The organism is Streptomyces sp. NPDC058741 (assembly GCF_042746715.1).
Classification (GTDB): Bacteria; Actinomycetota; Actinomycetes; order Streptomycetales; family Streptomycetaceae; genus Streptomyces.
Genome location: NZ_JBHYQH010000010.1, coordinates 151243 through 164210, shown reverse-complemented (window position 1 = coordinate 164210; position 12968 = coordinate 151243). Strand labels below are relative to the sequence as shown.

The 12968-nt window shown below is 72.3% G+C and carries 12 protein-coding genes and 3 pseudogenes; 7 read left to right on the top strand and 8 right to left on the bottom strand.

Annotated elements, in window-relative coordinates; translation table 11 throughout:
* The first annotated feature begins 95 nt into the window (after positions 1-95).
* Positions 96-989 (top strand): hypothetical protein, encoded by an 894-nt coding sequence (locus ACFW6P_RS11455; RefSeq protein WP_386423515.1) that lies wholly within the window; start codon positions 96-98, stop codon positions 987-989.
* A gap of 240 nt (positions 990-1229) precedes the next feature.
* Here the strand turns inward: ACFW6P_RS11455 and ACFW6P_RS11450 are convergent.
* Positions 1230-1435: pseudogene (locus ACFW6P_RS11450) on the bottom strand (D-aminoacylase); the annotation flags it as partial.
* A gap of 12 nt (positions 1436-1447) precedes the next feature.
* On the bottom strand, positions 1448-2725 hold the full coding sequence (locus ACFW6P_RS11445; RefSeq protein ID WP_386351133.1) for an amino acid deaminase: 1278 nt from the start codon (positions 2723-2725) through the stop codon (positions 1448-1450).
* A gap of 168 nt (positions 2726-2893) precedes the next feature.
* Here ACFW6P_RS11445 and ACFW6P_RS11440 point away from each other — a divergent pair.
* The 4 genes and pseudogenes from ACFW6P_RS11440 to ACFW6P_RS11425 all read left to right on the top strand — a co-directional run.
* Positions 2894-3166: pseudogene (locus ACFW6P_RS11440) on the top strand (PfkB family carbohydrate kinase); the annotation flags it as partial.
* Positions 3094-3912 (top strand): IclR family transcriptional regulator, encoded by an 819-nt coding sequence (locus tag ACFW6P_RS11435; RefSeq protein WP_386423513.1) that lies wholly within the window; start codon positions 3094-3096, stop codon positions 3910-3912. The pseudogene ACFW6P_RS11440 and the gene ACFW6P_RS11435, both read left to right, overlap by 73 nt.
* 281 nt (positions 3913-4193) lie before the next feature.
* Positions 4194-4556 (top strand): annotated as a pseudogene (locus tag ACFW6P_RS11430) (GntP family permease); the annotation flags it as partial.
* Between the two features lie 65 nt (positions 4557-4621).
* The gene (locus ACFW6P_RS11425) at positions 4622-5131 is read left to right on the top strand and encodes a hypothetical protein (protein ID WP_386423511.1); all 510 of its coding nucleotides are present in this window, start codon (positions 4622-4624) and stop codon (positions 5129-5131) included.
* Positions 5132-5134: 3 nt separating this feature from the next.
* On the opposite strand, the gene ACFW6P_RS11420 is transcribed toward ACFW6P_RS11425, so the two are convergent.
* On the bottom strand, positions 5135-6457 hold the full coding sequence (locus tag ACFW6P_RS11420; protein WP_386423509.1) for a M14 family metallopeptidase: 1323 nt from the start codon (positions 6455-6457) through the stop codon (positions 5135-5137).
* On the opposite strand from ACFW6P_RS11420, the gene ACFW6P_RS11415 reads away from it, so the two are divergent.
* Positions 6409-7725, top strand: coding sequence for an Nramp family divalent metal transporter (locus ACFW6P_RS11415; RefSeq protein WP_386423507.1), 1317 nt, complete (start codon positions 6409-6411; stop codon positions 7723-7725). The genes ACFW6P_RS11420 and ACFW6P_RS11415 overlap by 49 nt on opposite strands.
* Positions 7726-7803: 78 nt before the next feature.
* The gene (locus tag ACFW6P_RS11410) at positions 7804-8253 is read left to right on the top strand and encodes a hypothetical protein (RefSeq protein ID WP_386423505.1); all 450 of its coding nucleotides are present in this window, start codon (positions 7804-7806) and stop codon (positions 8251-8253) included.
* A gap of 35 nt (positions 8254-8288) precedes the next feature.
* On the opposite strand, the gene ACFW6P_RS11405 is transcribed toward ACFW6P_RS11410, so the two are convergent.
* From ACFW6P_RS11405 to ACFW6P_RS11385, 5 genes are read right to left on the bottom strand one after another with little or no spacing between them, the layout of a single operon-like run.
* Entirely contained in the window at positions 8289-9977 is a 1689-nt protein-coding gene (locus ACFW6P_RS11405; protein ID WP_386423503.1) for a chitinase, read from the bottom strand.
* A 31-nt stretch (positions 9978-10008) separates the two neighbouring features.
* Complete coding sequence (locus ACFW6P_RS11400) at positions 10009-10398, bottom strand: hypothetical protein (protein WP_386351116.1); 390 nt, start codon at positions 10396-10398, stop codon at positions 10009-10011.
* Entirely contained in the window at positions 10395-10793 is a 399-nt protein-coding gene (locus tag ACFW6P_RS11395) for a DUF3592 domain-containing protein (protein ID WP_386423501.1), read from the bottom strand. The genes ACFW6P_RS11400 and ACFW6P_RS11395 overlap by 4 nt, the downstream gene beginning before the upstream one ends.
* 2 nt (positions 10794-10795) lie before the next feature.
* On the bottom strand, positions 10796-11356 hold the full coding sequence (locus ACFW6P_RS11390; protein ID WP_386423499.1) for a hypothetical protein: 561 nt from the start codon (positions 11354-11356) through the stop codon (positions 10796-10798).
* A gap of 20 nt (positions 11357-11376) precedes the next feature.
* Positions 11377-12915 (bottom strand): hypothetical protein, encoded by a 1539-nt coding sequence (locus tag ACFW6P_RS11385; protein WP_386423497.1) that lies wholly within the window; start codon positions 12913-12915, stop codon positions 11377-11379.
* Between the last annotated feature and the right edge of the window lie 53 nt (positions 12916-12968).

Below are 12968 nucleotides of genomic sequence, written 5' to 3'. Positions count from 1 at the left end.
CGGGTCGTGTTTTCCGCCACGTGAGACACGGTGCTTTGCGGCGATATCGCCGCCAGCTGTCCCACCAGCACCTCGGGTCCCTACAATTTCCCGCCATGTCCAAGCCATTCGATTACGCCGACGGAGTGACGGGCGGCGAGCCGCAGGGGCCACCGAAGGTGTACCTGCCGCAGGAAGCCCCCCCTCCGGCGTACGACGCGTACGCGGATCCGGCGGCGGCGCACGGATGGCGGGACGTGTACGCCACGGGCCCGGACGGCGGCCCGCACGGCCCGCACGGCCCGCACGGCCCGCACGGCGGGGGTGGCGCGGGCGGCGCGGGCGACCCGCATGCCCACGGTTACTCCGACGTCCCCGGCGGGTATCCCGGCGAGACCCCCGGCCTTCCGCACCCCGCCGGAGCGGGTGGTGCGGGCGGCGCGGGTGGTGCGGACGAGGCCGGAGAGACGCGCGAGCTGCCGGTGGTGCCCTCGGCGCCGGTGTCCGCGCCGGCGCGGTCCGGGGCGGGGCATCGCGCCCGGCGCAAGCCCCCTCCGTGGCAGTCGCGCCGGGTGGCGGTCGCCGCCGGTGCCGTGGGTGCCGTGGCGGCGGCCGTCCTCATCGCCGGGTTCTCCTTCTCGGACTCGCCGTCCGGCGGGACGCGGGACGGCGAGGACGGCCGTACGGGCTCGTCCTCCGGGGAGTCGCCGACGGCGTCGCCCGGCGGAACCGGTCAGGAGGAGGCCTCCGGCGCTCCGCTCGACGCGGGGACGGGGGCGTCCGGCGAGCCGTCCGGTCGCGCCTCCGGCGGTCCGTCCGCCGAGGGGAGCCGGACGCCGTCCCCCTCCGCCACGGACGGCGCGCCGCCCCCGCCGGCCGACTCCACGACCAGTGGCCCGGCGGCTCCCGCACCCACGGCCACGGCCACGGCCCCCGCCATGACCGTGCCCCCCGGCCGGACCGACGGGAAGCCCGGGCACGGCCCGGGGGGCACCAAGGGGCCCAAGTGACCGGCTCCTGAGGGGTGTTGTCCGAGACCCGGTGGAGGCCGAGGTTCCGGTCGTGGAACAGGTCCTTGTGCCCTCCCCCGAGCGGCGATCACAATGTGCATGACAACAGTGCGGGCGGCCGGAGGATGTCCGGCCGCCTCCGTCGCAAGAGGGGACCCCATGAGAAAACCCCTCGCCGCCGCGTGCTTAGCCCTGGCGATGTCCGGGGCCTGCGCGGCCCCCGCGAGCGCTGCCGAGGCCGTGGGCGTGCATGTCGACGAAGCCGGGGGAGAGGACCAGGCCCTCCGCGTCCAGCTCCCGGCGGGCCTTCGGCCGCTGGCAGCCGGCCGCCGCGGCCTCCTTGACGATGGCCGTGATCTGGCCGCCGTCGACCACCACGTCGCCCGGCAGGAGTCCGTGCCGGAGCCGTCGACGACGTCCGCGTCCCTGATGACGAGCTCTTCCATCGCGCCGGCCTCCTAGAAGAACGTGCGGACGTAGTCGACGACCGTACCGTCCGCCTCCGCGACGGGGATCAGCTGCCACTTGTCGAACGAGGTGCACGGGTGGGACAGGCCCAGGCCCACCCAGTCGCCGACCTCCAGGTCCGTCCCGGGCGCGGTGCTCAGCCAGGCGTGCTGGTCGGACAGGGCCGTCACGGTCACGCCGGTGGCCGGGCGCTCGGTGCCGTCGCGGCGGATCACCTGGGCGAAGGGCAGGCCGAGGTCGTGTGCCGCGTCCCGCTTGCCCGCGTTGACGAAGGCCTGCCCGGGGGAGGGCCGTGACACCACCTGGGCCCAGAGGCGGAACGCGGGCTCCAGGGCCCCCTCCTCGGGGACCCGGTTGAACGGGGTGAGCTTGCGGTAGTGGCCGTCGTCGTGCGAGACGTAGGCGCCCGAGCGCAGCAACTTCAGCACGGGCCGGGACAGTTCGGGGATCTCCGCGAAGACCTCGGCGACCGCGTCGAACCAGGCGCTGCCGCCCGCGCTGACGATGATCTCGTCCAGTCCGGCGAAGCGCCCGGCCCGGTCGAGTCCGGCCGCGAGCGCGACCAGCCGCCGCAGCCAGGCGGTCACCCGCTCCGGGTCGGCCTTCGGCACCTCGCCCTCGTACCCCGCGACCCCGACGAGCCGCAGCGTCCTTGTGGCCGCCACCGCGTCGGCGACCGCCTCGCACTCCGCCTCCGTGCGGACACCGGTGCGGGCGCCCTCACCGGCGGCGAGTTCCACCACGACGTCCAGGGGCCGGGCGGCGCCGCGCAGGGCCGCGTCCGTCAGCTCGACGCCGCGCACCGAGTCGACGTAGCAGACGAACCGGAAGTCCGGGTCGGTGTCCAGCTCGCCGGAGATCCAGCGCAGGGCCGCCGCGTCGGCCAGTTCGTTCGCGAGGAACACGCGCCGGGTGCCGAAGGCCCGCGCCACCCGCACCTGGTGCGGCACCGCCAAGGTGATGCCCCACGCCCCGTGCTCGATCTGCCGGTGGAACAGCTGCGGGGCCATGGAGGTCTTGCCGTGCGGTGCGAAGGCCAGGCCGTGCCGGGCCGCGTACGTCTCCATGAGCCTCAGGTTGTGCTCCAGCCGCTCGGCGGACAGCGCGAGCACGGGGGTGGTGAAGCCGCCGTCGAAGAGGTTGCGGCGCTGGGCGGCCAGCTCGCCGACCGTCAGGCCGTCCGCATCCGGCGGGAGGCCCTTGAAGCGGTGGTCGACGCGCTCGGCGGCGAGCCGGGCGAGGGACTCGGCTGCGGTGTCGGCTGGCATAAGTCCTCCTGATCAGAGGCGTTGCATCAAGTGCAACTCTCATTGCGCATGTCGCTCAACGCTGTCTCACATCTCGGCCACCGCCGGTCAATGAAGCCGCCCCCCACCCAACCGCCGAGGAGCCAGACCATCGTGAGCCCCACCGGACCCGGCGACGCCCCTAACGTCGTGGACGTCGTCGCCGCCGTCGGCGCGGGCGACGCCTTCGCCGCCGGGTTCCTCTCCGCCACCCTGCGCGGACTGCCCGTCCGGGACCGGCTGCGGCACGGGCACCTGACGGCCGCCGCCGCCCTCACCGTCCCCGGCGAGCTCGCCGCGCCGCCCGCCCGGGAGCACGCCGACCGGCTCGCCGCCCTGGACGACACCGCATGGGGGAGACTGCGACTCGGCCCGGGCTGGACCGAGGACACCCAGCAGGCCGACGAGGAGGTACGAACGCCGCGAGCCAGACCGTCGACCGCGCGCTCAGCATCCTGCCGCTGCTCGCCGAGGGCCCCGCCGACCCGGGGCAGGTCGCCGACCGCCTCGGCGTGCACAAGTCCACCGCCCTGCGCCTGCTGCGCACCCTGCACGAGCACGGCCTGGTCTACCGCCAGTCCGACCAGCGCTACCGCCTCGGCGCCCGGCTCTTCGCCCTCGCCCAGGAGGCGATGGAGAACCTCGACGTCCGCGAGATCGCCCATCCGCACCTGGTCCGCCTCAACGAGAGCTGCGGGCACACCGTGCACCTCGCCGTGTACGAGGAGAACGAGGTGCTCCACATCGACCAGGTCGAGAGCCGCTACCCGGTGCGGATGTACTCCCGCATCGGCAAGCCCGTCGCCATCACCGTCGCCGCGGTCGCCAAGCTGCTCCTCGCCGACCTGCCCGAGCCCGAGCGCCGCGCGGTCGCCGAGAAGCTCGACTACCCCGCGTACACGGCCCGTTCGACCCCCGACGCGAGCGCGTTCCTGCGCGAGCTGCAGAAGATGCGCGAACAGGGCTGGGCCACCGACCTCGGCGGCCACGAGGAGTCCATCAACTGCGTCGCGGCGCCCATCCGCGGCGCCGACGGGCGCGTCGTCTCCGCGCCGAACGTCGTCGTCACCGCCGACGAACTCCTCACCTTCCTGCCGCTGGTGCGCCGTACGGCGGACGCCATCAGCGGCGAGTACTCCGGCAGGACACCGGTGAAGGGCACCGCATGACGGACAGGACCACGCTCACCCCCAACACCCGCACCACCCCGCCGAGCCGGTCGGCACCCTCCTGCTGGTGGTCGGCGCCGGCGTCTTCGGCGCCGTGCCCAGGGCCAGCGGCGACGCCCCTCCTTGCCTGGCTCCTGTTCCACACCCTGCCCGAACCCGCCGTGCCGTCCTCCGGCGGTGCGGTACCGAAGGGAGAAGAAGCCGATGCCGAACACTCTCCCGTCCAGCCCGGTCTCCGCTGAGGAATCGGAACCTCCTCTCCGATCGGGCACAGGGACCGGTCCCAGGCCCTGGCGGACACCTTCAACGGCATCGGCCTGCCGGTGATCGCGCTGTCGTACCCGATCTCCGTGGTGCTGCGCGTGGTTCAGGGCTCGGCTACGGTCGCGGCCGTCACCACGGCCGGCATCGTGGCGCCCCTGCTCTCCGAGGGAGACCACTCCCAGGCGTTCGTGGCCCTGGTCATCATGGCCGTCTCCGCGGGCTCCATCTTCGCCTCGCACGTCGACGACGGCGGCTTCTGGACGGTGGCCAAGTACTACGGCATCAGCGAACGCGACACCCTCAAGACGTGGACGGCGCTCGAAAGCGTGCTGTCCGTGGCCGGGTTCGTGGTGGCGGCGGTCCTCAGCCTGTTCGTGTAGGCGTCTGATAACGAAGTGGGGGCCGGCTGTGTGCGGCACAGGTTCGTCGACCATACTGCTCCGCTGTGGAGCAGCGCATAGGTTCGAGCAGCCAGCCCCTGGAAGGCGCCGGATTCGACCCGGCCTTCATCCCCGGGCTCACGTCACCCGCGTCCGGACGGACGGAGGAGGACGGGCCGGAGAAGGAGCCTGAGGCCGCCGGGACCGCCGATGCCGACGAGGCCGCCCCCGAGGCGGTGGAGGAGGACACGGTGTCCCCCTCCGAGCCGGAGGAGGACACCGAGGCCGACGGTCCCGCGTTCGAGGCGTCCGACCGCCGAGCGAAGCTGGTCGCCGACCGCAGAGGCGTCCGGCTCTGCCTGGACGACCAGGAGTGCGAGTTCCGCTGGGACGAGATCGGCGCGGTGGAGACGACGACGGCCCGCTTCGGCAAGCGCTGGACCGTCACCGTCCACACCCCCGACCGGCGCTGGTTCCCGATCGAGATCGAGGCGCCGGCCAGGAGCCGCTTCAAGGAGTGGGACGAGCGGCTGGACGCGGTGCTGGACGCCTACTTCGACGAGGACGCGAGCTAGCCGTCAGCCGCAGTACTGGCTCTGCTTGCCGATCGACCGGTACATGCAGTCGGCGTTCTCCAGCAACTGCAGGACCGCGTCCCGGTTGCGGGAGGTCTCCCGCGCGATGACCTCGTCGGGCGGGTAGAACCCCCCTCCACCTGACCTCGGGTACATCTCGAAGGCGTAAGCGAAGATCTTGTGCGCACCCCAGAGGTAGTCGTCGACCGACCCGTCCGTGATGTACAGGTCGCTGGACTGCTCCGGCGTGTACCCGTTGCTCGCGGCCGTCTTCTGCCCGACCGCCTTGAAGGCCGCCCGGTCGTCCGCGGTCATCCCGGTCGTCGTGTCGGAGTACGTGTAGCCGAACGGCCAGAGCACCAGCTCGCTGTAGGTGTGGAAGTCGATCGCGGCGCGGATCTGCTGCCTGCCGCCGACGACCCGGCCGCGCACGAAGTCCGCGACGACCTTCACCTCGGGCGCCGACTCCGCCGCCGGACCCCGGTAGGTCTCGGACGACGTCGAGCCCGAGGAGCCGCCGCAGCAGCCCCAGCGGTGGTTCCAGTTCCGGTTCAGGTCCGTGCCGACGTACGAGGAACCGGAGTTGGGCTGCCGGTTCTTGCGCCAGGAGCGGTACGAGCCGGTGGCGATGTCGTACTCGCCGCCGTCCGGGTTCATGTCCGGCACGATCCAGATCTCGCGGTTGTTCACCATGCCGGTGACGCGGGCGTCGGAGCCGTAGCCGGAGGTCAGCTCGCGCAGCAGGTGGAGCGCCATCTCGACGGTCAGGTGCTCGCGGGCGTGCTGGTGGTGCGTGAACAGCACCTCCGGCTCGGACTCGTCGGTGCCCACGTTGTCGCTGATCTTGATGGCGACGATGTCGCGGCCCTGGTAGGACCTGCCGATCACGCGCCGGCTCGCGAGGGACGGGTTGGCCGCGACGACCGCGTTGATCTCGCTCGTCATCTCCGCGTAGTTGGGGTACCTCGAGTCGCCCGACGGGGAGTCGAACAGCCGGACGCCGTCCTCCCCGGCGGACCGGTCGGCCGATGCGGAGGACGCCCCCCAGGGGGCGGAGACGGTTTCGAGGGGCCAGCCGGCGGAGGGTGCGGCGGGGCCGGGGGCGACAGCCGTGACGCTCCGCCGGGTTCGGCCTCCCCGGGGTTCGTCCCGCCTCCGGGTGACCGTTCCCGTCCGCGGGTCCGTGGGAGCTCGGCGCGCGGTTTCCCGCGCCCCCAGGGCGCGTCTGCGCTCATGCCCTCTTGCCGGGCGGGTCCGGTTGCGCTTTCTTGATCTGCATGGCGGACACCACGGGCAACACCACGCAGAGCACGGCCGCACAGTCATCCCCGCCCCGCAAGGGGAGCTGGAAGTACATCGGGCCGGGCATCGTCGTCGCGGCGACCGGCGTCGGCGCCGGTGACCTGGTCGCCACCCTCATCGCGGGCAGCAACTTCGGCTACACCCTGCTGTGGGCCGCGGTCGTCGGCTGCCTGGTGAAGATCTCCCTCGCCGAGGCGGCCGGCCGCTGGCACCTGTCCACCGGCCGCACCCTGTTCGACGGCTGGGCGAGCCTCGGCCGCTGGACGACCTGGTTCTTCGCGGTCTACGTCGTCGTCTGGGGCTTCGTCTACGGCGCCGCCGCGATGTCGTCGAGCGCGCTGCCGCTCCAGGCGCTGTTCCCGGACGTCATGGACCTCAAGTGGTGGGGCATCGCCTGCGGTCTGGTCGGGCTCGTCTTCGTCTGGTTCAACAAGTACGCGGTCTTCGAGAAGGTCATGACGGTCCTGGTGGGCGTCATGTTCGTGGTCACCGTGTACCTGGCGATCCGGGTCACCCCGAACATCCCCGACGCCCTCGCCGGGCTCCTGCCGGTCCTCCCGGACGAGAAGGACTCGATCCTCAACACGCTCGGTCTGATCGGCGGCGTCGGCGGCACCATCACGCTCGCCGCGTACGGCTACTGGGTCAACGCCAAGGGCTGGACCGACACCGGCTGGATGAAGGTCATGCGCCTGGACAACCGCGTCGCCTACGCCACCACCGGCGTCTTCGTCGTCGCCATGCTGTTCGTCGGCGCGGAGCTGCTGCACTCGGCGAACGTGGCCCTCGCCTCCGGCGACAAGGGCCTGGTGCAGCTGGGCGACATCCTGGAGGAGGAGTACGGCACGGCGACGGCGACGTTCTTCCTGATCGGCTTCTTCGCCACGTCCTTCACCTCGCTGATCGGCGTCTGGCACGGCGTGTCCCTGATGTTCGCCGACTTCGTGGCGCGGCTGACGGGCAGGGGCCGGGCCGAGGGCGAGGAGGTCGCCTCGGGCGCGCGGGAACGCTCCTGGCCGTTCCGCGCCTATCTGCTCTGGCTGACGTTCCCGCCGATCATCCTGCTCTTCGGGGGACAGCCGTTCCGCCTTGTCATCGTCTACGGTGTGCTCGGCGCTGCCTTCATGCCCTTCCTGGCGGCCACCCTCATCTGGCTGCTCAACTCCTCCCGGACGCCCCGGGAGTGGCGCAACGGTCTGCTCAGCAACGCGATGCTGGCCGTCGCGGGGCTCCTCTTCCTGGTCCTGTGCGTGAAGCAGGTCTGGGACCAGCCGTGGGGTGAGTTCTTCTAGCGGTGGGCCGTGGGCGGAGAATGGCTCGCCGCAGCACCGAGGCGTTTCCCGCGAGCACGAGGACCGAGGATCTGACGGATGAGCCAGCCCTACCCACCACCCGGCCCCGGCTTCGGCCCGCCCCCGCCGCAGTACCCGCCGGCGCCTCCGGCCGCTGGTCCGGCGGCGGTGCCCTGTCCGGCCCCGCCGGGCCCGTACGCGCCGGTGTCACCGCCCTACGGGCAGGCCCCGCCGCAGCCGGCGCCCGCGGGGCCGGAGTTCCTGGCCGTCGACAAGCGCAACTCGGTCGTCGTCGACGCGGCGGGCGTGGCCTTCGAGTCGCGCGGTCTCACCGTCGACTTCCACTGGTCGGAGATCCGCAGCGTCCACTACCGGGCGAGCCCCGACGGCAAGGCGCTGATGGTCGCCGTGATCCCCCTGGACGGCCGGTTCTACGAGTGCGTGGTGGAGGCCAGGCCCAGAACGCGGCTGCGGGAGTGGTTCCCGCAGCTCGCGTGGGTGCTGGGCCACTACCGGCCGGCGGGGTGAGGGAGGCCGTCCCCCCGCCCCGGCGGCGGTGCCGGCTACGGCAGCGCGTGCACGTGCGGTCCGACCGCGTTCGACCACGCGTTGCCCGCGGTCGCGTCCCAGTTGGTCGACCAGGTCATCGCGCCCCGCAGGTCGGGGTAGGTCCGCGGCGGCTTGAACGTGCCGCAGCCGGTGGCCCGGGTCAGGCAGTCCAGGGCGTTGTTCACCACGGTGGGGGAGACGTAGCCGCTGCCCGCCCCGCGCGTGGAGGCGGGCAGGCCGAGCCCGACCTGGGACGGGGCGAGGCCGCCCTCCAGCTGGATGCAGGCCAGGGCCGTCAGGAAGTCCACCGAGCCCTGGCTGTAAACCTTGCCGTCGCAGCCCAGCATCGAACCGCTGTTGTAGTACTGCATGTTGACGACGGTGAGGATGTCCTTGACGTTCAGCGCCGTCTGGAAGTAGGAGTTCGACGTCGACTGCATGTCGATGGTCTGCGGCGCCATCGTGATGATCAGCGAGGAGCCGGCCTTGGCCGACAGGGAGCGCAGCGCCTGCGTCATGTAGGTCGCGTCGAGGCCGTTCTCCAGGTCGATGTCGACGCCGTCGAAGCCGTACTCGCGCATCAGGGACCAGACGCTGTCGGCGAAGGCGGCCGCCGAGGCGGTGTCGTTGACGGCGACCGTGCCGCGCTCACCGCCGACCGAGATGATCACCTTCTTGCCGGACGCCTGCTTGGCCCTGATGTCGGCCTTGAACTGGTCGACCGTGTAGCCGCCGAGTCCTGCCGAGTCCAGGGTGAAGGTCACCGCGCCCGGAGTGGAGGTGGCGTCCGCGAAGGCCACGGCGATGATGTCGTACGCGGGCTGCACGTCGGCGAGCTTCTGGACGGTGGCCCCGTTGTCGAAGTTCTGCCAGTAGCCCGTGACCGCGTGCCCGGGCAGCGCGGGGCCGGGGCCGCTCGGCTTGTTCGTGGTGCCCGTCACCGCCGCCGACTTCGGCGACTCACCGGCCGCGTTCGTCGCGGTGACCTGGAAGGAGTACGCCGTCGCGGCCGCGAGTCCGGTCACCGTCGCCGAGGTGCCGGAGACCGCCGTGACCTTGGTGCCGTCGCGGTAGACGGTGTACCCCGTCGCTCCGGAGACCGTGTTCCAGGCGAGCGACACCGACGAGGACGTCGTGCCCGAGACGTTCAGGCCGCCCGGCGCGGCCGGGACCGTCGGACCCGGGTCCGTGCCGCCGCCCCCGTCGGGGCCGAACACGGAGACGTCGTCCGCGTGGTACGCGGCCTGGCCGTACCAGCCGTGGGTGTACACCGTGACCGACGAGGTCGACGAGCCGGTCGTGAAGGTCGTCGAGAGCTGCTTCCAGGAGGAGGAGTCCGGCGTCCAGGTGGACACGTCCGTGGTGCCGGTGCCCGTCACGCCGAGGTAGGCGTAGCCGCCGCGCACCCAGGCGCTCAGCGTGTACGTGGAGTCCGGCCGCACCCGCACGGTCTGGCCGCACCGCGCGTTGTCCTGCCCGGAGGGGGTCGCCTTGAGCGCCGCGGTGCCCGAGCGCACCGGGGAGGACACGGTCGTACCGCTGCCCGCCGAGCAGGTCCAGCCGCTCACGCCCGCCTCGAAGCCGGCGTTCCTGACGTTGTTGACGTCGGCGGCGGAGGCCTGGCCGACGGTCGTGACAGTGAGGGCCAGGGCAGCCGTGAGGGCACCCGACCACAGCCGCAGGGATCGTCTGTGTCTGGACATGACAAGAAAATGGTCCAGACCAACCATGCTGTCAAGAGGTCCAGACCAACCGGTCGAGCAGCACCCCCACCGCGCACCCGGCCAGCAGCACCCCCGCCGACATCCAGAAGGCGAGCCCCACCGGGTCGAGCACACCGGGCCGCAGCACCAGCAGCAGCACCTGCGCCGCCACCGGAACCGCGCACGCCGCCGCCAGATGCCGGGTGGGCCGGTACCGCCACGGCTCCGGGTGCACCCGCGCCGCCGCCCAGGTCGCGAGCACCACGCACACCAGGTTCGGCAGGTGCACCAGCGCCAGCGCGCCCCCGAAGGACCCGACGCCCTCCGGGCCGGTCAGTGGCCCGTACAGCAGCGTCATCTGGAGGTACTCGGCGACCACCAGCACCACGATGCCGACGGCCCAGCAGCGGACGAGCGTCATCGAAGGCCTCCGTGGATCTCGACGTACAGCAGGATCGCGAAGCCCAGCGCGGCCGCCCCGCAGCCCGCCACCAGCGCCGCCGCCTGGAGCACCGGGGACCAGCTGCCCCGGCCCGCGACCGTCGCCGTGCCCTGCGGGTCGCGCGGATCGTAGGTGACGGTGACCGGGCTGCCCCGCGCCGTCGACCAGGCCGCCGGCTCCTCGAACTCGACCCGGGTGCCGTCGGCCGTGCGGAAGGCGAAGACGTGCCGCCGGGCGTCGGAGCGGTGGTACGGCTCGCTCTCCACCCGTACGCACTCGCCCTCCGCCCGCACCACCCTCACCAGCCGTCGCGCGCACCGCCACGCCGGCACCCCGAACAGCAGGACGACGTATCCGGCACCCGGTACCTCCATGGTCAGTGCACCCGCACCGAGTCGACGATCCGCTCCAGGTCCTCCTCCGGCAGGGTGCCCCGCTCGGCGTCGATCCGGACCGCGAAAGCCGTGCCGGCCGAGTCCAGGCCGGCCAGGATCACTCCCTCGACCGGGGTGCCCTTCGCCGGGCCGCCGTCCTCGCCGGTCGCCCGGAAGGAGAAGTCGATCCGCCTCGCCTCGCCGGTGCCCGCCAGCTCCACGTCCTTCTGCCCCTCGACGTCGGCGCCCATCTGGATGCCCGCCTCGGCGGCGATGCCCGCCTGCTCGGCCGAGTCCGCCTCGGTGAAGCCGAGCTGCACGGTGAGGACGGAGACCTTCCTGCCGTCCCGGGTGCGCACCGCCGCCGCCGCGTTGTGCGGGCCCCGCTCGGCGGTGCTCTGCCGCTCGTACCCCTTGGGGTACGACACGTCCACGCCCTCGGTCTTCAGTGTGCCCCAGCCCTCGGGCACCGCGTCCGCCCCGGAGCCGGAGCTCCCGCAGCCGGTCAGGGCCGCGGCGGTCGTCAGCAGGGCGGCGGCCAGGCAGGCACGGCGGGTCTTCATCGGCTTCGGCTCCCGTTTCGTCAGTTCGCACAGTAGCTGTAGGGGAGATAGGAGCGGCTGTCCCCGCGGGGCGCCCCCAGGAACCGGGCGTCGGTCAGGGTCTCCGCCTTCTTCTCCGTGCTGATCGTCATGCCCAGACTGAGCCCCAGATTCAACTCGAAGCCGTATTCGGCCGCGTTGACGTCACCCGTGTACCTCATCCGGCTGGACGTGCCCCGGTCGAACATCAGCTGCCCGAAGGGGTCGTCGGCGCCCGGCCGGGACGTCGGCGCACGGTCGGAGAACATGTACGTGAACGGCGTGGCGACCTGCTCGTTGCCCGTGTCCAGCCAGCGCTCGGCCACCGCCCGGTCCCGGTCGCCGGCCGGTCCCGGGTCGAAGGCGACCGAGTGGGTGACGATCTCGATGCCGGTCTGCGCGTCGGTGCCCTTGGCCCCGGCGCTCCCGCCCCGCTTCGCGTCGTCCTGCTCGCCGTTGTCGCCGCCGGCCTTGGCGCCGTCGCGCTGCCCGCCCTCCTCCACCGTGCGGGTCATGTCGATGCGGACCAGCCTTCCGGTCTTCTTGTCGTAGGTGACCGTGACGGTGCCGGTCTGCGTGGTGTTCGCCGTGTACTCGCCGCTGAGCGGTCCCGCCTCGTAGCCCACCTTGGAGCCGATCTCGACGGACGAGGAGTACGTGTACGACTTGGTGCCGCTGTAGGCGTTGTCCGTCCAGGTCACCTCCGGGGCGTACTTGAAGGAGCCGCCGAGCGCGGCGCTCAGCTTCTTCTCGTCGCCCGCCGAGATCTTCAGGCCCGCCGACGCCGACGCCTCCAGGCCGACCTTGCCGTAGGTGATCTTCCGGTTGTCGCCGAGGTTCTCCTTGATGCGGTTCTGGGTGTCCTCCTCGTCCTTGAGGGGGCCCGTCCCGAAGAGGTAGAGGATGCCGTCACCGAGGCTCGCCTCCGCGCCGCCCGGCATCGTCCGCCGCATCTCGTACATCTGCAGCTTCTCCACGTCGTCGCGGAACCGCTGGGCCTCCTCGGGGCTCTTGAACACCCAGGTGTCCCCGTTGGTGACCTTGACGCCGAGTCCCAGCTCCACCTTGTCGGCGCCGAACCGGCCCACCTTCACGCCCGGCTTGAAGTCCTTCTTCGCGGCGGCCGAGGCGGCGTCCGTGAAGGTGAGGTAGACGATCTGGTCGCCGTCGTCGACCCTGCCGTCCCCGTTCACGTCCGTCTTCGCCTTCAGACGCTGCTCCTGGAAGCCGTACTCCTTGCCGATCTCCCAGAAGAAGACCTTCGCCTTGGAGCCCGCCTTGTCGGTGACGGAGGAGACCTGGCACAGCGCCGGCTCGAAGTCGGCGTCGGTCAGGGGCCTGCCCGGCCCCGGGCCGCCCGAGCCGCAGTCCCCGCCGCCGGCGACCCGGCACACCTGCGCGGCGATCCTGTCGTAGAGCAGCTGCCCGACGCCGGTCGCCGAGACGGCGAGGACGATCGCCGCGCTGACGACGACCATCCCGAGGTACTCGGTACCCGTGGCGCCCCGGTGGTGGCGGTCCCCCGCGCGCCAGTACGTCACGATTCCGCCCCCCCCCGCCAAAACCCCCCCCCCCCCCCCCCACCTGTGTGGGC